Annotated in this window: 20 protein-coding genes and 1 tRNA gene; 11 read left to right on the top strand and 10 right to left on the bottom strand. The window is 68.2% G+C overall.

Features of this window, described 5'->3' with window-relative positions; genetic code table 11:
• The first annotated feature begins 184 nt into the window (after window positions 1-184).
• Entirely contained in the window at window positions 185-1,054 is an 870-nt protein-coding gene (locus A5787_RS06700) for a PAC2 family protein (protein WP_197506979.1), read from the top strand.
• A gap of 74 nt (window positions 1,055-1,128) precedes the next feature.
• Here the strand turns inward: A5787_RS06700 and A5787_RS06695 are convergent, their stop codons facing one another.
• From A5787_RS06695 to A5787_RS06665, 7 genes are all read right to left on the bottom strand, one after another.
• Window positions 1,129-2,028: an SDR family oxidoreductase gene (locus A5787_RS06695; protein ID WP_066963485.1), complete on the bottom strand. Its 900-nt coding sequence runs from the start codon at window positions 2,026-2,028 to the stop codon at window positions 1,129-1,131.
• 19 nt (window positions 2,029-2,047) lie between these two features.
• Window positions 2,048-3,283 (bottom strand): cysteine--1-D-myo-inosityl 2-amino-2-deoxy-alpha-D-glucopyranoside ligase, encoded by a 1,236-nt coding sequence (mshC, locus tag A5787_RS06690; RefSeq protein WP_066963483.1) that lies wholly within the window; start codon window positions 3,281-3,283, stop codon window positions 2,048-2,050.
• A gap of 26 nt (window positions 3,284-3,309) precedes the next feature.
• A complete protein-coding gene (locus A5787_RS06685; protein ID WP_066963511.1) occupies window positions 3,310-4,077 on the bottom strand; it encodes a 3'(2'),5'-bisphosphate nucleotidase CysQ in 768 nt (255 codons plus the stop codon).
• Between the two features lie 107 nt (window positions 4,078-4,184).
• On the bottom strand, window positions 4,185-5,009 hold the full coding sequence (locus A5787_RS06680; RefSeq protein WP_082977104.1) for an SCO1664 family protein: 825 nt from the start codon (window positions 5,007-5,009) through the stop codon (window positions 4,185-4,187).
• Entirely contained in the window at window positions 4,993-5,580 is a 588-nt protein-coding gene (locus A5787_RS06675; protein ID WP_066963477.1) for a DUF3090 domain-containing protein, read from the bottom strand. Before A5787_RS06675 ends, A5787_RS06680 begins: the two co-directional genes overlap by 17 nt.
• Before the next feature lie 73 nt (window positions 5,581-5,653).
• Window positions 5,654-6,409: a histidine phosphatase family protein gene (locus A5787_RS06670; RefSeq protein WP_066963475.1), complete on the bottom strand. Its 756-nt coding sequence runs from the start codon at window positions 6,407-6,409 to the stop codon at window positions 5,654-5,656.
• An 84-nt stretch (window positions 6,410-6,493) separates the two neighbouring features.
• Entirely contained in the window at window positions 6,494-6,796 is a 303-nt protein-coding gene (locus A5787_RS06665; protein ID WP_066963473.1) for a hypothetical protein, read from the bottom strand.
• A gap of 182 nt (window positions 6,797-6,978) precedes the next feature.
• Here A5787_RS06665 and A5787_RS06660 point away from each other — a divergent pair, with 182 nt between their 5' ends.
• From A5787_RS06660 to A5787_RS06640, 5 genes are all read left to right on the top strand, one after another.
• On the top strand, window positions 6,979-7,983 hold the full coding sequence (locus A5787_RS06660) for a YncE family protein (protein WP_156763800.1): 1,005 nt from the start codon (window positions 6,979-6,981) through the stop codon (window positions 7,981-7,983).
• Window positions 7,980-8,234, top strand: a complete 255-nt coding sequence (locus tag A5787_RS06655; RefSeq protein ID WP_066963468.1) for a DUF5703 family protein — start codon at window positions 7,980-7,982, stop codon at window positions 8,232-8,234. Before A5787_RS06660 ends, A5787_RS06655 begins: the two co-directional genes overlap by 4 nt.
• Window positions 8,234-9,322, top strand: a complete 1,089-nt coding sequence (locus A5787_RS06650; protein WP_066963464.1) for a quinone-dependent dihydroorotate dehydrogenase — start codon at window positions 8,234-8,236, stop codon at window positions 9,320-9,322. The genes A5787_RS06655 and A5787_RS06650 overlap by 1 nt, the downstream gene beginning before the upstream one ends.
• Window positions 9,323-9,517: 195 nt before the next feature.
• On the top strand, window positions 9,518-11,569 hold the full coding sequence (locus tag A5787_RS27640; protein WP_066963461.1) for a PE family protein: 2,052 nt from the start codon (window positions 9,518-9,520) through the stop codon (window positions 11,567-11,569).
• A 59-nt stretch (window positions 11,570-11,628) separates the two neighbouring features.
• On the top strand, window positions 11,629-12,432 hold the full coding sequence (locus tag A5787_RS06640; protein WP_066963458.1) for a Stf0 family sulfotransferase: 804 nt from the start codon (window positions 11,629-11,631) through the stop codon (window positions 12,430-12,432).
• Between the two features lie 34 nt (window positions 12,433-12,466).
• Here A5787_RS06640 and A5787_RS06635 read toward each other — a convergent pair whose 3' ends face one another.
• Together A5787_RS06635 and A5787_RS06630 are read right to left on the bottom strand one after the other, a co-directional pair.
• The gene (locus A5787_RS06635; protein ID WP_066963455.1) at window positions 12,467-12,997 is read right to left on the bottom strand and encodes a YbhB/YbcL family Raf kinase inhibitor-like protein; all 531 of its coding nucleotides are present in this window, start codon (window positions 12,995-12,997) and stop codon (window positions 12,467-12,469) included.
• 25 nt (window positions 12,998-13,022) lie between these two features.
• Entirely contained in the window at window positions 13,023-14,375 is a 1,353-nt protein-coding gene (locus tag A5787_RS06630; protein ID WP_066963452.1) for a M20/M25/M40 family metallo-hydrolase, read from the bottom strand.
• 118 nt (window positions 14,376-14,493) lie between these two features.
• Here A5787_RS06630 and A5787_RS06625 point away from each other — a divergent pair.
• Window positions 14,494-14,579 (top strand) — tRNA-Leu (locus A5787_RS06625).
• A gap of 138 nt (window positions 14,580-14,717) precedes the next feature.
• On the opposite strand, the gene A5787_RS06620 is transcribed toward A5787_RS06625, so the two are convergent.
• On the bottom strand, window positions 14,718-15,323 hold the full coding sequence (locus A5787_RS06620; RefSeq protein ID WP_197506977.1) for a TetR/AcrR family transcriptional regulator: 606 nt from the start codon (window positions 15,321-15,323) through the stop codon (window positions 14,718-14,720).
• A gap of 89 nt (window positions 15,324-15,412) precedes the next feature.
• Here A5787_RS06620 and A5787_RS06615 point away from each other — a divergent pair, with 89 nt between their 5' ends.
• The 4 genes from A5787_RS06615 to A5787_RS06600 all read left to right on the top strand — a co-directional run bounded on the left by A5787_RS06615 (window position 15,413) and on the right by A5787_RS06600 (window position 19,733).
• On the top strand, window positions 15,413-16,402 hold the full coding sequence (locus A5787_RS06615) for an SDR family oxidoreductase (RefSeq protein WP_066963448.1): 990 nt from the start codon (window positions 15,413-15,415) through the stop codon (window positions 16,400-16,402).
• 402 nt (window positions 16,403-16,804) lie between these two features.
• Window positions 16,805-17,959 (top strand): CdaR family transcriptional regulator, encoded by a 1,155-nt coding sequence (locus A5787_RS06610; RefSeq protein ID WP_231993865.1) that lies wholly within the window; start codon window positions 16,805-16,807, stop codon window positions 17,957-17,959.
• Between the two features lie 98 nt (window positions 17,960-18,057).
• Window positions 18,058-19,047 carry a fumarylacetoacetate hydrolase family protein gene (locus tag A5787_RS06605; protein WP_231993864.1) on the top strand — a complete coding sequence of 330 codons (990 nt, stop codon included), beginning with the start codon at window positions 18,058-18,060 and terminating at the stop codon, window positions 19,045-19,047.
• Complete coding sequence (locus tag A5787_RS06600) at window positions 19,044-19,733, top strand: VOC family protein (protein WP_082977101.1); 690 nt, start codon at window positions 19,044-19,046, stop codon at window positions 19,731-19,733. Before A5787_RS06605 ends, A5787_RS06600 begins: the two co-directional genes overlap by 4 nt.
• The last annotated feature ends 3 nt before the right edge of the window (window positions 19,734-19,736 follow it).

Here is a 19,736-nt window from a genome sequence, read left to right as displayed (position 1 = left end):
GACGTAGTAGTTACCAAGGTTAACCAGTTTGCAGCCGAACGTATTTCGGAGCGGTGTGCGTTGGCGGCAGTCACGCCATAAGGATAGTCGTCCTATGCAATACGCCCAGAGGTTGACAGGTCTCTGCCAGCCTCGCGGAACGGCGCAGGCGGTTTGCAGCAGGCCGTACGCTGATTCTGTGACCTTGCCGGATCGTGGCCCGGAAGCCCGTGCGCTGCCCGAACTGCACAACGCCGTCGTCGTGGCGGCGTTCGAGGGCTGGAACGACGCGGGCGACGCCGCCAGCGACGCGCTCGAGCACCTCGACGCCATCTGGGAGGCCGACCCGATCGTCGAGATCGACGACGAGGCGTACTACGACTATCAGGTGAATCGCCCGGTCATCCGGCAGATCGACGGGGTGACCCGGGAGCTGGTGTGGCCGGCGATGCGGATCACCCACTGCCGGCCCCCGGGCAGCGACCGCGACGTCGTGTTGATGCACGGCGTGGAGCCCAACATGCGCTGGCGCACGTTCTGCGCCGAGTTGCTGGCCATCGCCGACAAGCTCAATGTCGACACCGTCGTCATCATCGGCGCCCTGCTGGCCGACACGCCGCACACCCGGCCGGTCCCGGTGTCGGGCGCGGCCTACTCCCCCGAGTCGGCGAAGCGCTTCGGCCTCGAGGAAACCCGCTACGAGGGCCCGACCGGGATCGCCGGGGTGTTCCAGGACGCGTGCGTGGCCGCCGGGATCCCCGCCGTCACGTTCTGGGCGGCGGTGCCGCACTACGTGTCCAACCCGCCGAACCCGAAGGCGACGGTGGCGCTGCTGCGCCGCGTCGAGGACGTGCTGGACATCGAGGTGCCGCTGGGTGACCTGCCGGCCCAGGCCGAGGAGTGGGAGCAGGCGATCACCGAGATGGCCGCCGAGGACGAGGACCTGGCCGAATACGTGTCGTCGCTCGAGCAGCGCGGCGACGCCGAGGTCGACATGAACGAGGCCCTCGGCAAGATCGACGGCGACGCGCTGGCGGCGGAGTTCGAGCGCTACCTTCGCCGCCGGCGCAAATAGCCGCGGGTCGCCACCGTCGACTAGTGGCGATCGCAAGCGCGGCGTAGCCGGGCGCCGCGGGTCGCCACCGTCGACTAGTTGGGTGAAAAGCCCTGAGTTTCGCGCAAAATCTCCACGTTGGACGCGGACATGGACCGGCCGAGCGCGGCGGCCTCGGCGTCCATCCGCGGCAACAGCTCGGCGGCGGTCTTGCGGATGGGAAGTTCCCCGAGGGGCGTGGACAGCACCGGCTTGAGCCACCGGAACAGGCCAACCCAGCGCGGGCAGTAGACGCGGTCGGCGCGGGCCTCGATGCCCCGCACGAACGCGTCCGCGCATTCCTCGACGGTGGTGGTCTTGTTCAACGGCCACGGCAGCCTGGCGAGCATCTCGCCGAAGGAGGGGATGTCGGCCTTGCTGTCGCGGACCAGGGCGGTGTCGATCCAGGACATGTGCGCCGAGCCGACGCCGACCCCCCGCTGGCCGACCTCCAGGCGCAGCGCGTTGGCGAGGATCTCGATGCCGGCCTTTGAGGCGTTGTACGGGGCCAGGCCCGGGGCCGCCGCGTACGCGGCCAGCGACGACACGATCAGCACGTAGCCGCGGCGGTCGATCACCGACGGCAGCGTGGCGCGCACAGTGTGGAACACGCCGAGCACGTTGACGTCCAGCACCCGCTTGAATGCCTCCGGGTCGACTTGGAGCACCGACCCGTAGCTGGCGATGCCGGCGTTGGCCACGACGACGTCGATGCCGCCGAAGCGTTCGACGGCCTTGGCCGCCGCCGCCTGCATGGCGGGCAGGTCGCGCACGTCGGCGACCGCGGTGAGCACTCGATCCTCGCCGAGTTCGGCGGCGACCGCCGCCAGTTCGGCCTGGTCGAGATCGGTCAGCACCAGCCTGGCGCCCTTGTTGCGCAGGCGGCGGGCGGCCTCGGCGCCGATCCCCCGCGCACCGCCGGTGATGAAGACGACTTTGTCGTGCAGCGACATCATGGGCGAAACGTACCCCTCTTTACAGCTGCACTCCCAGCAGCGCATCAACCGCGGTCGCCACCAGCCTCGGCGCCGCGGCGTCGTGACCGCCGTACTCCAGCGCGTCGGTTGCCCAACCATCCAGCGCGGCAAGGGATTTCGGTGTATCGAGGTCGTCGGCCAAGTAGCGGCGGACCCGGCCGACGACGTCGGTGGCATCCGGGCCGCCCGGCAGCGCCGTCGCCGCGCGCCACCGCTGCAGCCGGGCGATCGCCTCGTCGAGCACGTCGGAGTTCCAGAACCGGTCGGCGCGGTAGTGCCCGGCCAGCAGGCCCAGCCGGATGGCCGCCGGCTCAATGCCTTTCGCGCGCAGATTCGACACCAGCACCAGGTTGCCGCGGCTCTTGGACATCTTGTGCCCCTCCCAGCCGATCATCCCCGCGTGCACGTAGTGCCGGGCGAATCGCCGTTCGCCGCGGACACATTCGGCGTGGGCGGCGGTGAATTCGTGGTGCGGGAAGATCAGGTCGCTGCCCCCGCCCTGGATGTCCAGGCCGCTGCCGATGCGGCTGAGCGCGATCGCGGCGCATTCGACGTGCCAGCCGGGCCGCCCCGGACCGAATGGCGAGGGCCAGCTGGGCTCGCCCGGCCGCGCGGCCCGCCACAGCAGGGCGTCGAGCTCGTCGGTCTTGCCGGGGCGGCGCGGGTCGCCGCCGCGCTCGGCGAACAGCTGCAGCATGGTGTCGCGGTCATAGCCGGATTCGTAGCCGAACTGTAGGGTGGCGTCGGCCCGGTAGTAGACGTCCGGGTATTCGCCGTCGAGGACGTACGCGGCGCCGGAGGCCAGCATCTTCTCGACGAGTTCGACGACCTCGGCGATCGCCTCCGTCGCCCCGACGTACTCCCGCGGCGGCAGGATCCGCAGCGCCGTCATGTCCTCGCGAAACAGGGCGACCTCGCGGTCGCCCAGCTCGCGCCAGTCCACGCCGTCGCGCTCGGCGCGCTCCAGCAGGGGGTCGTCGATGTCGGTGACGTTCTGCACGTAGTGCACGTCGTGACCGAGGTCCAGCCATTGCCGATGCACCAGGTCGAAGGCCAGGTAGGTGGCGGCGTGGCCCAGGTGGGTCGCGTCGTAGGGGGTGATCCCGCAGACGTACATGGTGGCCTTCGACCCGGCCGCCACCGGGCGCACCTGCCGGTCGGAGGTGTCATACAGCCGCAACTCGGGACCGCGCCCCGGCACCACCGGGACCTGTGCGGAAGACCACGCCTGCATAACGTCGACTCTAAACGCGGGCGAGGTCAGTGAAATTCCTGGCGGATGGCGCCGAGCAGGATCGGCGCCAGCTCCGCGCGGCACATGACGAAGTCCGGCAGGTACGGGTCGAGCTGGTTGTAGCGCAGCGGCGAGCCGTCCAGCCGCGAGGCGTGCATGCCGGCGGCCATCAGCACCCCGGCCGGGGCCGCCGAGTCCCATTCCCACTGGCCGCCCGCGTGCACGTAGGCGTCGACGTCGCCGTCGATGACTGCCATCGCCTTCGCACCCGCCGAGCCGATCGCCACCGGTTGGATGTGCAGCGTCTGGCGCATGCGGTACAGCACCGCGGGCGGCCGGGTGGCGCTGACGGCGATCCGGATGGTCCCCGGGATGCCGGCGCGCGCGGCGTCGGCGGTCACGGTGTCGCTGCGGTACACCGTGTTTCCGCGCGCGGGCAACGAGACCGCCGCGTCGGTGATCTCCCGCCGCCCGTCGGTGGGGCGCTGCCACAGCGCGATGTGGACCGCCCAGTCGTCGCGGCCCGGCGTGGAGAATTCGCGGGTGCCGTCGAGCGGGTCGACGATCCACACCCGGTCGTGATTCACCCGGGACACGTCGTCGTACGCCTCCTCGCTGAGCACCGCGTCGCCGGGCCGCTCGGCCCGCAGCCGCCGCAGGATCAGCGCGTTCGCCAGGCTGTCACCCGCGTCGCCGAGCACCCAGGGATGGCCGAATCCGACCTCGTCGCGCACCTTCAGCAACAGTTCCCCCGCGTCGGCGGCGAGATCGGCGGCCAGCGCGGCGTCCGTCATCTCGTCCGGGGCCGACGTCACCGGTTCAGTATCGCCGACGGCGGAATCGCATTAACCGATGGCGGCGACCCGCCGCGCCCGGCTCCGCCGCGCTTGCGATCGCCTCGCTAGAAAGCCGGCCACGGAATCGGGCGATGGCGGTTGGGCGTGGGCATGATCGGATTGTCCAGCAGCGCGAGCGCGCGCCCGCGCAGCGCCGCGATCTCGGCCCGCGTGATGTGCCCGGCCAGCTCGTCGCAGAGCGAGCCGGTGAGGGCCTCGGCGAGCCCGGCTACCGCCTGGCACGTGTCGTCGTCGATCGGCTTGCCCGCCCAGCCCCACAACACCGTGCGCAGCTTGTTCTCCACGTGCAGGGACACCCCGTGGTCGACGCCGTAGATGTGGCCCTCGAGGTCGCGCAGGACGTGGCCGCCCTTGCGATCGGCGTTGTTGATCAGGACGTCGAACACCGCCATCCGCCACAACCGGATGTCGTCGGCGTGCACCAGGACGACCTCGTCGCCGGCGTAGTCGTAGGCCCGCAGCACCGGCAGGTAGCCCGGCTGCACCTTGTTGGCGGGAAACAGGTCGACCAGGTCCGGGCCCGGCGGCGGGTCAGAGTCGGCCGCGTCGCCGGCCTGCTCGACCCACAGCTGCAGCATCCCCGGGCCCGCCGGCCCGTGCCGAATGATGGTGTAGGGCACGATCTTCCAACCCAGCTGCGTCGCTATCCGGTACGCGGCGAGCTCGCGGCCGGCCAGGGTGCCGTCCGGGAAGTCCCACAGCGGCGCCTCGCCGGAGACCGGCTTGTAGACGCAGTGCACGCGCGACTCGCCCAGCGTCGATTCGCACAAGAAGGTGGCGTTGCTGGCTGAGCGGATGCGCCCGAGGACCGTCAGCTCGCCGTCCCGCAGCACCTCCCGCTCGTGGGCCTCGCTATTCCTCGGGTTCATCGTCGGGCCCGAGAAGCGCGCTGCGCTTATAGCCGTTGGTGCGCGCGCAGATGTGGCCCTCGGGATCCAGCGGTTCGTCGCACAGCGGGCATGGTGGACGCCCGGCGGAGATCACGCGATTGGACCGGGTGGCGAACTGGCGTGCCGATTCCGGCGTCAAGAACACCCGCACCGCGTCGGGCCCCTCCTCGGTGTCGTCGAGCACCACGGAAGCGTCGAACTCGGCGTCGGTGACGGCCAGCAACTCGACCACCACCGTCTGCGCTTCCGAATCCCAGCCGAGCCCCATGGTCCCGACCCGGAACTCCGCATCGACCGGCGTGATCAACGGGTTGAGGTCGTCGACCTCGGCGGGCTCCGGGGGCACCGGCGTGCCGAACCGGCGATTCACCTCGAGCAGCAACGCACCGATCCGTTCGGCGAGCACCGCCACTTGTTGCTTCTCCAAGATCACCGACACCACCCGCGAATCGCCCACCGCCTGGATGTAAAAGGTGCGGTTTCCGGGCTGGCCAACGGTCCCGGCCACGAAGCGGTCGGGCGTGCGGAAGACATGAATTGCGCGGGACATGGCACCTCCAAAATACCGGCTGTTGCCGCTGCCGTGCGATTCGATTGCCCCGCCAGAGCGGAATTAAGCGCGATCAGTCCGACGAGCCGCCGACCACCGCGTCGCTCGTCGGCACGGCCCCGTTCGGCTCAGTTTGTGCCTCGCCCTTCGGTTCACCGTGAGCCTGATCGCCCTTGGATTCGTCTTTCGGTGGCGGCCCGGCCCGCAGCGCGGCGGACAGCCGCGCGCCGGTGTGGTTGACGTGCAACACGAACGGGCGCAGCGGCGTGTAACGGATCACGGTCACCGACCCCGGGTCGGCGGTGACGCGCTGGAACCCGTCCAGGTGCATGCCGTAGGCGTCGGCGACGACGGACTTGATGACGTCGCCGTGGGTGCACGCGACCCAGAGCGCGTCGGCGCCGTGCTGGTCGGCCAACCGCCGGTCGTGCTCGCGGACGGCCGCGACGGCGCGCGCCTGCACCTGCGCCAGGCCCTCGCCGCCGGGAAACACTGCCGCGCTGGGATGGGCCTGGACGACACGCCACAGGGGCTCCTTGGTGAGCTCGCCGATCTTGCGCCCGGTCCAGTCCCCGTAGTCCACCTCGGCGAGCTGGTCGTCGATCAGCGGCTCGAGGCACAGGGCTTCGGCGAGCGGCTCGACGGTGCGCCGGCAGCGCAGCAACGGCGAACTGACGAGAGCCCGGATCGGCAGGTCGCCGATGCGGTCGATCAGCCCGGCGGCCTGCTCCCGACCCTTGTCGTCCAGGTCGACGCCCTCGGAGCGGCCGGCCAGGACGCCGGCGGTGTTGGAGGTCGAACGGCCGTGCCGCAGCAGGATGACGGTCACGACGACGACCGTACAGGGACGGGAGTTGACGTGCGGGATGGTGGCTACCCGCAGCGCCCGGCTACGCCGCGCGTGCGATCCCCGCTAACGGCTTACCGGTACCGCGTGCGCGACGGAATCGCGCACGGCGGCCGTCAGGCTGCGCTCGTCGGTGAGGTCGATGTCGACCAGGCCGCGGACCGCCCTGGCCACCACGTCCTCGGCCTGCGGAACGGGGCCCGCGAGGCGCGGCCGGTAAATTTCTACGACGAGGGACCGGTGCTCAATGTGGAAGGAAAAACTGCGCCCATCACCGACTTGCCCGTACCCGCTGGCGAAGATTCCCGCCGAGATATCTTCGACAGCAAACTCTTTCTCCGCGGTATGCCGGTCCACAATGACGGTCATGACGCGACGATACCTCTCCAGTCCGGCCCGATGCAGGCAACATGGCCATATTGGATGCGAAACCGTTCCTTAAAATTTGACGTTCCCGTAGGTGACGCGAAGGAAAATAATTGCTGCAACGGCATAAGGACAAGAGACGCGCAGTTCAGCACCGTTTCGCCGCGGTGCCGGTTTTGCTGGCCATGGTCGTGGGGGCCGCTGGGTGTTCCTCGGGTCCGTTCAACGGCGCGCCACCGACCATCGAACCTGCCCAGCCGGCGGCGTCTCCGCCGGCGTCCCAGAACCCGGCCGGGGCGGTGCGCCCGCTGGGCGGTCGCGGCGCGGCCGCGATCTTCGACGGCGGCACCCGGCAACTGGCCGTCCTGGCCTCCGGCGCCGACCCGGCGGGCCCCGCCACCCTGACCGAGTTCGGCGATCCGCGCGTGCCGCCCCGCGTGATCGACCTGCCGGGTCCGGCGAGCGCGCTGACGGGCGACGGCCGCGGCACCGCCTACCTGGCCACCCGCGGCGGCTATCTCGTCGTCGACCTGGCCGCGGGCCACGCCACGCAGGTGCCGCTCGCCAGCGCCCCGCAGACCGACTTCACCGCGATCGCGCAACGCGCCGACGGCACGCTGGTGCTGGGCAGCGCCGACGGGGCCGTCTACACCCTTGCCTCCCGGGCGCCGGACTCGGTCAAGAGCGCCACCATCGCCGGCCGGAGCAAAATCTTCGCGCGCGTGGATGCCCTTGCCGCACAAGGGAACACGACGGTGGTTCTGGACCGAGGGCAGACCTCGGTGACGACGATCGGCGCCGACGGCCGTGTCGAGCAGGCGTTGCGTGCCGGGGAGGGCGCGACCACCTTGGCCGTCGATCCGCTGGGCCGGGCGCTCGTGGCGGACACCCGCGGCGGGCAGCTGCTGGTGTACGGCGTCGACCCGCTGATCCTGCGCCAGGCCTACCCGGTGCGGCAGTCCCCGTACGGCCTGGCCGGTTCGCGCGGGCTCGCCTGGGTGTCCCAGACCGCTTCGAACGTCGTCATTGGTTACGATCTGTCAACCGGAATTCCCGTCGAAAGGGTGCGATACCCAACCGTGCAGCAGCCGAACTCGCTGGCTTTTGACGAAGCGTCGGGCACCTTGTACGTGGTGTCGGGATCGGGGGCGGGCGTCCAGGTCATCGAGCACGCGGCGGGTGCGCCGTGACGGCGCCGCGGTGGAGCCGGCTGCCCGCGGGCTGGGCGGCGGAGATGTCGGACGAATACGAGTGGATACCGCTGCGCCTGCCGCCGGAAGTGACCCGGCTCAGCGCGTCCATCCGGCTGTCCATCGAGGCCGAGTACCGCGGATGGGAGCTGACGCGGGTACGCCTCTACAACGACGGCAGCCGGCGGGTTTTGTTGCGCCGCAAGAAGTCTCGCCTGGAAAGCCGGCTGCCCGACCAGCCGGAATTGTGATGTACCGGCTCACCCGCCGGCTGTTTTTCCTGGTCCCGCCCGAGCGCATCCACACGCTGGTCTTCGCGATCCTGCGCGGCGTCACGGCTGTGACCGCGGCGCGGCGGCTGCTGCACCGACTGGCCGGTCCCGCCGATCCGGTGCTGGCCAGCACCGTGTTCGGCGTGCGTTTTCCCGCGCCGCTCGGCCTGGCCGCCGGCTTCGACAAGAACGGCCTGGGCCTGCTCACCTGGGGCGCGCTGGGTTTCGGCTACGCGGAGGTCGGCACGGTCACGGCGCAGCCCCAGCCCGGCAACCCCGCCCCCCGCCTGTTCCGGCTGCCCGCCGACCGGGCGCTGCTGAACCGGATGGGCTTCAACAATCGCGGCGCGGGCGCGCTGGCCCTCCAGTTGGCGCGCCATCGGCCCGAGGTGCCGATCGGCGTCAACATCGGCAAAACGAAGACCACTCCCGCCGGCGACGCCGTCGGCGACTACCGGACCAGCGCCCGGCTGGTCGGCCCGCTGGCGTCGTACCTGGTGGTCAACGTCAGCTCGCCCAACACGCCCGGGCTGCGCGACCTGCAGGCGGTCGAGTCGCTGCGGCCCATCCTGGAAGGCGTCCTTGCCGAAACCTCCTCACCGGTCCTGGTGAAGATCGCGCCCGACGTCTCGGATTCCGACGTCGACGACATCGCGGATCTGGCCGTCGAATTGGGCCTGGCCGGCATCGTCGCGACCAACACCACCGTGTCGCGCGACGGCCTGAGCACACCCGGGGTTGAAAAGCTCGGCGCCGGCGGCATCTCCGGGCCGCCGGTGGCGCGCAGGGCCGTCGAGGTGCTGCGCCGGCTCTACGGGCGGGTCGGCGACCGCCTGGTCTTGATCAGCGTGGGCGGCATCGAGACGGCCGACGACGCGTGGGAGCGGATCACCGCGGGCGCCTCGCTGCTGCAGGGCTACACCGGCTTCATCTACGGAGGGGGCTTGTGGGCCAAGCACATTCACGACGGCATCGCCCGCCGGTTGCACGAGGGCGGGTTCGCCTCGCTGCGTGACGCGGTGGGGTCGGCGGCCATCGACCCGGACGGACCGAAGGAGCCCGGGTAGGCGCCTTATTACGCGTGTGTCGATTAATTCGGTTGATTGCCTTGCGGATACACGGTTGCAGATACACGGTTGTGCATCTGTAGAACTAGCTGTTAGAACAGAGGAACGGCCGTTTTCGTTCGTCACGAGTTTGTCGACATCGTGACTGGTATGACGTAGTTGCCTATTGGGGATTGTCTTCGAGGGGAGACCACGATGTCCTTTGTAGTTGCTGCTCCGGAGGCGATGGGGGCGGTCGCCGGCGATTTGGCGGGCATCGGCTCCACACTGCGAGAGGCCACCGCGGCCGCCGCGGGCCAGACGACCGCAATCACCTCCGCTGCCGCCGACGATGTGTCGCTCGCCATCTCGGAATTCTTCGGTACCTACGGGCAGCAATTCCAAATGATGAGCGCTCAGGCGGCGGCATTTCACCACGAGTTTGTGGGCGTGTTGAACGGCGGAGCGACAGCCTACCTCGGCACCGAGATCGCCAATGCCGAGCAGGCGATGATCGGCGGCTTCACCGCCAGCGGCGCGGCCGCGTCCACGCCGATCCTCGGCGGGCTTCTCGGCTTGGGCGGCTCGAGCGGCGGTGCCGGCCTGCTCGGCGGCTTGCTCGGCGGCGGTTCGGGCGGAGGCGGCCTGCTCGGTGGACTGGACGGACTGCTGGGCCTGGGCACCGGAGGGGGTGGGCTGCTCGGCGGATTGAGCAGCGGGTTGAGCCAGCTCCTCGGCCCCTTCAACAGCATCGGGACCCAATTCGCCAACGGCTTTGGCTCCCTGTTCTTCAACCCCGCGATCCTCAATGCGTTCCCGACCCTGAGCGACTTCTTCGGGCCGATAAACCTCGGCAACCTGACCCCGGGCTTGAGCCTCACCTCTGGGCCCCTCGGCGCATTGTTGGGCCCGACCCTCAACGGCGTCGGACTGGACCTGGGCAACTTCGTGTCCAACGAACTGGTCAACGGAATAACGCTGACCAACGTCGTCGGAACCGTGACCGGGCTCTTCCAGGACGTGCCGCTGCTGAATTCGTTGCTGCCAGGGCTTTTCGCGCCGATGCCGGCAGGCACGGTGCCCTACCCGAACCCGTACACCGTCCTCGGCGACACCACGGTGTTCGATCTGAACCTGATGGGCGCGCAGTTCGCAAGCCACCCGTTCCCGATCCTGAATCAGATTGCCGCCAACCAGAACCACTACGCGCAGATCTTCACGAGCGGGGTCCTGACCGACCTGCAGGGTTTCCCCGCGAACGTGCCGGCGAACATCCAACTCACCCTCGCCGGCGCTGCCACCTTCAACCCGGTTGCCATCGGACAGGACTTCGTCAACGGCACCACCGGGTTCTGGGGGACGGTCGGCTCGTCGCTGACCAAGATGGGCTCGGATCTCACGCAGACGGTTCCCATTGCCAGCAACGACATGGCGATGGCCGGCCAAGCGATACAGGCGGGCAACTACTACGGCGCGGTGCAGGACGCGGCACACGCCCCCATCGATCTCTTCATCACGGGATTCGACACCAGCCACTTGGCGATCGGCGGCAGCATCACCAGCCTCCTCCCGCCCAACTTCCAGATCACCATCGCCGGTCCGGTCGGGTTGGAGGGCCCGGCCGCCGAGTTGCTCCCCATCCTGACCGCCCTCGGACAGCAGCCCGTGGGCCTGGCGAGCCTGGTCCCGCACGGCTCCATCGCCGGAATGATGGTGGGCAACTTCGCCAACGCGATCGACACGCTCGTCAATGCCAATGTCACCGCGAGCTTCGCGGTGAATCTCTCTGGCATACCCCCCGCCGGCACGCTGGCCGGCGCCGCCATCTTCGGGCTGCCGTTGCAGCTGGGCTTTGCGATACTGGGCCCACCGTTCGCCATGGCGAACGGAATCGCCCAGGGGGCAACGGCCTTCGGTGCCGCCGCGCAGGCCGGCAACGTGTTGGGAATGCTCAACGCGATCGGCGACATGCCCGCGTACGCGATGAACGGCTTCCTCAACGGCCAACTCCTCGTGGATCTGCCGCTGCCGATCACGGTGTCGACGCCGGTGCTGGGCTCTCTCACGTTGCCGGCCATCGCCCACGTCCCGTTCGACGGGCTGCTCACGCCGCCCGAACCGCTGACGGTCACCATCCCCGCCGGCGTGGCGGGCATCACCGTTCCCATCAATGCCACCCTCGGCGGCACGGAATTCGGCGGTCTGTTCCCGACGTTGTTCAACACCATTTCGGAATCGATCGCCGCGGCAATCACACCCACCGGTTAGCCAGGATCGCCCCGCGGATTAGTCTTTTCGAAACCACGGGCATGCGAGGGGTCGAGGGCATGGGACACCAGACCTATCTCATCGCCTCCACTCCTCGCTCGGGTAGTTCGTTCCTCGCCGCCGGCCTGGTGGCGACTGGAGTCGCCGGACGGCCCGAGGAGTACCTGGCGGCCGCACACATGGGGGCGTACAAGGAGGATCTGCAGCTATCGCAGGACTGCTCGTGGCCCGAGTATCTGGCGAAGGTCATGGCGTACGCGGCGACGGACAACGGGGTCCGGGGAGTCAAGATTCATTGGCGCGATGTCGTCGCGCTGGCAGCAGCCCTGGGTTTTCGTGACGATCCGGGGGCTGTACTCGAAATGCTCTTCCCGACAGCGGTTTTCGTCAACATCGTCCGCGCCGATCGGCGCGCGCAGGCCATCTCGCTGTTTCGTGCCGAAGCGACCGGCGAATGGTTTCGCTCATCCGCCCCGTCGCAGGGGGCGCGCCCGTGGGGGCTCTACCTGGCCCGGTCCACACCAGGGCGGGCCACGGTCGATCTCACCGCCGTCGCGCCCACCTACGAGCAGATCGCCGGGATCGAACGCCGCCTCGACGCCGAGCAGGCGGCGTGGACCGCCTACTTCCGCACCCGTTCTCGCACGGCCCTGACGGTCCGGTACGAAGATCTCGACGCGAACTACCGCGGCGAGATCGCGCGGGTGTTGCGGTTCCTCGGCGCCGATCCCGCGCACGCCGCTCGCGTGCCCGAGCCCCCGCTCGAGCGTCAGTCCGACCACGTCAACGAACACTGGCGCCGACTCATCGACCGGGGCCACGCGCACCGCGAAAGTGCAACTGCCGACGCGTTTCCCGAGTGACCGTCGGTGGTCGCACTTTCGCGGATGAATCCAGCTACGTCTGCTCGTACGTGCCGTAGATGTAGGCCCGGGCGATCGCATGCTGGAACAGGTTGAATCCCAGGAATGCGGGGCTGGCGTCCTCGGGCAGGTCGAGTTTATCGACGTCCACGGCGTGCACGGCGACGTAGTAACGGTGCGGACCGTGGCCGGGCGGCGGCGCTGCGCCGACGTACCGTCGCATGCCGGCGTCGTTGACCAGGGTCAGCGCCCCACCCGGCAGCTCGTTGCCGTCGCCGGCGTTGTCGGGCAGCTCGGTGACCTCGGCGGGCAGGTTGGCCACCGCCCAGTGCCAGAAGCCGGACAACGTCGGGGCGTCCGGGTCGTAGACGGTGACCGCGAAGCTGCGGGTCTCCTCCGGGAATCCCGACCAGCTCAGCTGCGGGCTGACATCCTCACCCCCGGCGCCCATGATCCCGCTGATCTGCGGGGTCGCCAGCGGCTGACCGTTGGTGATCGAGTTCGACTGCAGGCTGAACAGCGGCAGCTTGGGCAGCGCGTCGTAGGGGTCGGGCGGCAGGCTCATGGGCAGTCCTCTCGTGTCGTGTCGACTAGCAGTGTGTCAGGAAGTGCGCCAGCACCTCGGTGCCGAACCTCAGCGCATCGACGGGTACCCGTTCGTCGACGCCGTGGAACAGCGCGCTGAAGTCCAGATCGGGCGGCAACCGCAGCGGGCTGAAACCAAAACAGCGAATACCCAAGCGCGCGAAAGCTTTCGCGTCGGTACCACCGGACATCATGTAGGGCACCGTGCGCCCGTCCGGGTCGAGCGCCAACACCGCGGCGTTCATGGCGTCGACCAGATCGCCGTCGAAGCTGGTCTCATACGACTCGAAATCCCTGATCCACTCCCGGGTCACGTGGGGGCCGATCAGCTCGTCGACCTCGGCCTCGAACGCGGCCTTGCGGCCCGGCAGGATCCGGCAGTCCACCACCGCCTCCGCCGAGCCCGGGATGACGTTGGCCTTGTACCCGGCCTTGAGCATGGTGGGGTTGGCGGTGTCGTGCAGCACGGCCTTGAGCATGCGGGCGGTCGGGCCGAGCTTGTCGATCGTCCCCGCCAGATCGTCCGACTCCACGTCGAACGTCAGCCCGGTCTCCTCGCTGACGACGGCCAGGAACTGCGCGACGGTGTCGGTCACCACGAGCGGAAACTGGTGCCGGCCCAGGCGGGCAACCGCCTCGGCGACGGCCGTGACGGCGTTGCGGTCGTGCACCATCGACCCGTGCCCGGCCGGGCCGCGGGCGGTCAGCCGCATCCAGGACAGCCCCTTTTCGGCCGTCTCGATCAGGTACAGCCGGCGTTCGCCCCCGTCGCGGCGTGGCACGGTCAGCGAGAACCCGCCCACTTCCCCGATCGCCTCGGTGACGCCGGCGAACAGCTCGGGCCGGTGGTTGACCAGCCATTGGGCCCCGTAGTGGCCGCCGTGCTCCTCGTCGGCGAGGAACGCGAACACCAGGTCGCGGGGCGGCACGATGCCGGCCCGCTTCAGCTGCCGGGCCACCACGATCATCATGCCGACCATGTCCTTCATGTCGACCGCGCCGCGGCCCCACACGTAGCCGTCCCGGATCGCACCGGAAAACGGGTGCACCGTCCAATCCGCCGGCTCGGCGGGCACCACGTCGAGATGCCCATGGATCAGCAGGGCGCCGCGCGAGCTGTCCGCGCCGCGCAGGCGCGCGATCACGTTGCCGCGCCCGGGTGCGCCGGATTCGACGTATTGCGGCAAGTAGCCGACCTCTTGGAGCTGCTCGGCGACCCACTGGGCGCACGCCGCCTCACCCTGCGTGGTCTCGGGTTCGCCGGTATTGGTGGTATCGAACCGGATCAACCGGCTCACCACCTGGACCACATCGTCGCGGGGATCGGCAGGGTCGACGGCCCCAGTATCGATGGTCACAACCACCTTTCCTACCACTGCCGGGCGTGCCGGGCTCGGGCCCGCGGCGGCCGGCGAGCTGGGTTGGGTCCGCGCGGGCCGATCCGATAGCCTTAGCTGCCAACTCTCGTTGGGTCTTGTCCGAGTGGCGGAATGGCAGACGCGCTAGCTTGAGGTGCTAGTGCCCTACTAATGGGCGTGGGGGTTCAAGTCCCCCCTCGGACACAATTTCTTAGCTACACAGATAGGAAACCTGCTCCAAACTCGTCAGAACTGGTTTTCTGTATTTGCTGATGTTGATCGAAGTTGCGTCCGGCGGCCTTCTATATCGCATATAGCTGTCAGGCCAAATGCGCACAGCCCTCATCGACCGGTGAATCGGCGCAGCGCCCATAGCACCAGCCGGTCCCGATCCTTTGAGTCACGTTTTCTGTCGTGTAGGTGCAGTCCTTCGACCAGCGCGGTGATCGCCCGCGCGGCCATAAATGCGTCGCCGTCGGTGAGGCCCTCGCGTTGGAAGGCTTCTTGCAAGGAGCGCTCGGCCACTTCGTGGAAGCCGTGATGAAACTCGGCCACCGCCGGCACATGTGCCGCGCGGTCGTGCACGGTGGCCGTCAGCGATGCGGTGCGGTCGAGTTCATGCAGCGCCGCAAGGACCAGCTCGGTTAGTGGCGGCAGCGGTTCGGTCAGCAGCCGTGCCAGCGCCTCTTCCAGCCGCCGCCGGAGCACCGCGACAAACAGGTCATCTTTGGTGGGGAAATACCAGTGCACGGAGTTGGTCGCGATGCCGGCTTGGGCGGCGATCGCCGCGATGGTGGTATTTCGGAAGCCACCCGGCCCCAGAAACGCGGCTTCGGCGGCATCGAGGATCTCTTCCTCCTTGAGCTGGCGGTCGACCCCGGCACGGTTTTTCGGCACACTCACCTCCTCTTGATTGATAGACAAGAGACAATGTACCGTCTTGATCAACAGTCAAGAACCCTATGGCGGCGTCGGATCCAGACAGGCGTCGCTGCCGCGCCCGGAACGAGGGCGAATGAGAATGGGAGGTTTAGCGCGTGATCGGAACAGACTGCCCGCAGAAGCTGTCAGCGGCGGCACATCTGCTGGGCAGATCCGCCGATAGCCACGACCGTGACAGCAAGCGGCTGCGCGGCAAGGTGGCGATCGTCACCGGCGCATCTCAAGGGCTCGGCCAGCACATCGCGGTCCAGCTGGCAGCCGAGGGCGCCCATGTTGTCCTGGCTGCCCGTAATGCACAGCGCCTCAACGATATTCAATCGCAGATCGCGACCGCAGGAGGCACCGCGCGGGCAGTCGCCGTGGACCTAGCCAACGAGGAGGACTGTGCGCGCCTGATCGACACAACCGTGGCGGCCTTCGGTGGAATCGACATGTTGGTGCTCAATGCGGGTCTAGCGACGCATGGACGACTCGAGGAGCTTGAGTCCTTCGACCCGATCACGGCGGCGATGCGGGTCAACTTCTTCGGCGCCGCCTACCCGACCTATCTGGCGCTGCAGCATCTCGTCGCGGCCCGGGGTGTCATTGCTTATGTGACATCCGGAGCGGGACACCTGCCGATGGCGGGTTATTTGGGCTACACCACCAGCAAACACGCCATGAACGGATTCTTCGAAGCGCTGCGGCTGGAGCTCTATCCCCGGGCTGTGCACGTGTTGACTATCAACCCCGGTGATATGTACAGCGACGATGGGGCCGGGCGCACGGTGATCGGAGCAAACGGCGCTGAGGTCAAGGTCGACTTGTCGGTGCAGCGGCGCAATGACATCCCGCGGGTGGCGGCGAGCACAGTGGCAACACGGTGTGTGGATGCAATCGTCGACCGGCGCCGTGAAGTCGATGCCTCACCGTTAATCCAAAAGATCGGCACCCGCATCCGACCGTTGCTGCCCACCCTGATCGACCAGCGCATCTATGCCAAGACCAAGACGATGCGCACGGCGTTCGCTGATGTGGCCGAATTGCACGCGGTGTCGGCACAACCGGCCGCAGATCCACCCCACAACGTGCCCGACAAACCATAACCGGGTGCACCGGGCGGCCGAACTCAAAAGCACTGGACGTATCCACATGGTGGTCCAATCCCACCCGCTTCCTGAACGTCAAGCCCGACACCAGCACGTGGATCTCCTACGGGGGTGGCCTCCGTCGATGCCTCGGTGCGGCATTCGCCAACACCGAAATGCTCAAGTCCACCGGCGCAGCGCCACACACTACGGTGGCACTGACAGCTCGAACGCGTACGAGTGCACGTTCGCCGGCCGAGGTGGGTGGCTACGTCAATGACACGTCCCTGGTTCGCCGAACTCAAACCGACTGCGCGGCAGACGTTGCCAGTCGACTCGGTACTCCCCACACGAGCTGCGGAACTAGCGGCACTCCTGGGACCGGGGCCGGCGGAGTGGGCGGTTGAATTGGGTGCTCTGATGGCGGCCAGCATCGCCGCAGCAATCCCGGAGCTGGCCGTGGATGCGGTCGCCGACGAGGTCCACAAGGGCTGTGAGGCCGTGGCGCTGGGCGCCCTGACTGCGCTCGCGCTAGACGACGACGTGACGTTCGCGCCGATGCCGGAGGTTCTCACGGGACCGATGGAGGTGGTGGCGCGCGGCATCGGTATCGAACACATGCTGCGCAGCATCCACGTCGCCCACGCCACCGCCGCGGGCGTGCTGCTCGACGCCGCCGAACGCGTGGTGCCCGAGTCACAGCGCTTCGTCGAGATGAGGCGGATCAACCAGGCACTGTTCGGCATTGTCGACGTCCTGACCGAACGAATGGCCGGTGAATACACTCGCGCCCACGAAGCGTGGCTGAGCAATTCGGTAGCTCTGCGCATGGAGATCGTGGAGGACCTCCTGCAGGGAACCGCTGTTCCGCTCGAGCGGGCCACCCGGATCCTGCGATACGACATGAGCCGCTGGCACCTGGCCGTGATCGTCTGGACTGATGCGACCATGCCCGCTGAACCCATCCAGCTCAGAACTGCTGCTGCCGAAGTCCTTTCCGCTGCGGGCTGCGTCTCGACGCTCGTTCTTCCAGTGGGAGCCCACCGAGTTTGGGCGTGGGGCTCGCGAACGGCGCACGCCCCCGCACCGGCCGCTTCGTCGGCGCCGCCGCCGGCGGGCGTGCGCGTCGCGATCGGGCTGGCGGGTGCCGGCGTCGAGGGGTTCCGGGACAGCCATCGGCAGGCAGCCGAGGTAGCGCGGGTCGGCGCCATGTCGACGCGTGACGCGTCGTCGTTCTGCTATCAGGACCTCGACATCGTCGCGATGCTCAGCACCGACCTGCCGGCCGCCCGCGAGTTCGTCGCCCGCGAACTCCGCGACTTGGCCGGTGAGACCGAATCCGTTGCCACGCTGCGTCGCACCCTCAAGCGTTACCTCGACCGGGACAGGAGCCTGGCCGCCACCGCGGCCGATCTCCACGTCGCGCGCAACACCGTGGCCTACCGGGTGCAGCGCGCCGAGCAACTTCGTGGCCGGCCCGCGACCGATCGCCGCCTGCAGCTGCACGCTGCACTCACGCTTGCCGACGAACTCGGTGACGCGGTACTGCCGCCAGTAGCGGCACCATTGGACTGAAGTCCAGCCGGAACCGCTCAATTCTGGACTTGAGCCCAGGCGTTGGTTGGTCGCCGCGCAGTTGACTGAGCACGGAGCCCGTCGAATGACGGGCAGACGTGGAGCAGTCAGTGGTCGTACACCTCGTCCGATACCAGGACAACAAGCGAACCTCGTGGGGTGTCCTCGCTGGTGACGTCATCTCGCCACTCACCGGGCCATACCCCCGCACCGCCGACCTCATCGAACGCGGTGAATCCGACTGGCTGGCGGCGGAGGCCAATCCCGGTGAGGTGGCGCTGACCGACGTCGAGCTGCTCTCTCCGGTCACCACGCCGTGCCGGCTGATGTGTCAGGGCGCCAACTACCGCCAACACGCCATCGAGTCCGGGATGAACCCCGACGACCGCGCGTTCAACCTGTTCTTCGACAAGACCGACGCCGCCGTCACCGGGCCCTGCACCGCGGTCACCCGCCCGGCTCACGTCACCCTGCTCGACTACGAGATCGAGCTGGCGCTGGTCCTGCGCCGAACGGTAGACGCGCCGGCCACGGTGACCGTTGAGAACCTGCACGAGTACGTCTTCGGCGTCACCATCGCCAACGACCTCTCCGCCCGCGACATCCAACTGCCGCAGGGACAGTTCCTCAAGGGCAAGAGCTACCGCGGATTCTGTCCGCTGGGGCCGGTGCTGGCGATGCTGGAACCCGACGACTTCGGTCTGCTCGACGACCTCGAGCTGCGACTCGAGGTCAATGGGTCGCTACGGCAGACCGACAACACCGCGAACATGCTCTACCGGCCCGCCGAGACGCTGACCGAGTTGAGCGAGTTCTGCAACACCAGTCCCGGCGACGTGCTGCTGACCGGCACCCCGCACGGCTGCGTGGCGACCTCCCCGCCGCCCCTGGTCCGCCGACTCGCGACCGCGCTGCTGCCCGAGGACAAGTTGTGGGCGGCCTTCGTCAAGCAAAACCAACGCAAACCCTACCAGCGCCCCGGTGACGTCGTCACCGCGTCCATAGGCAACGCCGCTGGAACGCTCGACCTGGGTACCCAGCGAAACACCATCATCGCCCCCAATCAGTGGAGAATGGATCCGCGATGAGCGCCACACCCAGCCCGCTGCATCCCTCCGGCCGGGAGAACCACGACAGCACGACCTCCGCGCCTGATCTCGCGGAACTTCCGGACCGCCCCGTACCCGATTACATCGCCCATTGGGTGGTCAAGACCGCCCGCTGCGCCGAGATGATCGACTGGTACGGACAGGTTTTCGGCGCCCGCGTCGTTCATGAAGACAATCAGATCGCCTTCCTCACTTGGGATCACGAGAGCCATCGGCTGGCGCTGGTCAAACTTCCGCCGCCGTTGCGGTATGTCTTCCCGCTGTCGCGGTGGCGCCGCAAGGCCTACGGCATCGACCATCTCGCCTTCACCTTCACCTCGGTGGCGACGTTGCTGTTGACCTATGAACGGCTAAAGGGAGTCGGCATAACGCCGGTCTGGTCCATCTACCACGGGCCGACGACCAGTCTGTACTACGAGGATCCCGAAGGTATCCGGCTGGAATTTCAGACCGAGAACTTCCCCACCGCCCAGCAGACCGCCGACTACTTCTACAGCGACGAGTTCAGCGAGAACCCGATCGGCACGAACATCGAGCCGGACTACCTTCTTGAACAGCTCCGCGCAGGTTCAGATGAACAGCACCTGCTCAAGCGTGGCGCCGGTACTCGCCCCGGTACCAAGCCCCGGTCGAACAAGCGTGCCATTACCTGGAAGACGCTGTGAGGC

It is taken from the genome of Mycobacterium sp. 852002-50816_SCH5313054-b (genome assembly GCF_001667185.1).
Lineage (GTDB): Bacteria > Actinomycetota > Actinomycetes > Mycobacteriales > Mycobacteriaceae > Mycobacterium.
This window is presented reverse-complemented; position numbering and strand designations above follow the sequence as displayed.

Coding starts and splice junctions, on each gene's coding strand:
- A5787_RS06685 (WP_066963511.1), bottom strand. CDS start 4,077: ATGACGGACGCCGCGCTGGCCGCCGATCTCGCCGCCGACGCGGGGGAA.
- A5787_RS06635 (WP_066963455.1), bottom strand. CDS start 12,997: ATGAGCCTGCCGCCCGACCCCTACGACGCGCTGCCCAAGCTGCCGCTG.
- A5787_RS06660 (WP_156763800.1), top strand. CDS start 6,979: ATGGTCGTGGGGGCCGCTGGGTGTTCCTCGGGTCCGTTCAACGGCGCG.
- A5787_RS06675 (WP_066963477.1), bottom strand. CDS start 5,580: ATGTCCCGCGCAATTCATGTCTTCCGCACGCCCGACCGCTTCGTGGCC.
- A5787_RS06610 (WP_231993865.1), top strand. CDS start 16,805: ATGGCGGCCAGCATCGCCGCAGCAATCCCGGAGCTGGCCGTGGATGCG.
- A5787_RS06680 (WP_082977104.1), bottom strand. CDS start 5,009: ATGAACCCGAGGAATAGCGAGGCCCACGAGCGGGAGGTGCTGCGGGAC.
- A5787_RS06650 (WP_066963464.1), top strand. CDS start 8,234: ATGTACCGGCTCACCCGCCGGCTGTTTTTCCTGGTCCCGCCCGAGCGC.
- A5787_RS06640 (WP_066963458.1), top strand. CDS start 11,629: ATGGGACACCAGACCTATCTCATCGCCTCCACTCCTCGCTCGGGTAGT.
- A5787_RS06665 (WP_066963473.1), bottom strand. CDS start 6,796: ATGACCGTCATTGTGGACCGGCATACCGCGGAGAAAGAGTTTGCTGTC.
- A5787_RS27640 (WP_066963461.1), top strand. CDS start 9,518: ATGTCCTTTGTAGTTGCTGCTCCGGAGGCGATGGGGGCGGTCGCCGGC.
- mshC (WP_066963483.1), bottom strand. CDS start 3,283: ATGCAGGCGTGGTCTTCCGCACAGGTCCCGGTGGTGCCGGGGCGCGGT.
- A5787_RS06600 (WP_082977101.1), top strand. CDS start 19,044: ATGAGCGCCACACCCAGCCCGCTGCATCCCTCCGGCCGGGAGAACCAC.
- A5787_RS06695 (WP_066963485.1), bottom strand. CDS start 2,028: ATGATGTCGCTGCACGACAAAGTCGTCTTCATCACCGGCGGTGCGCGG.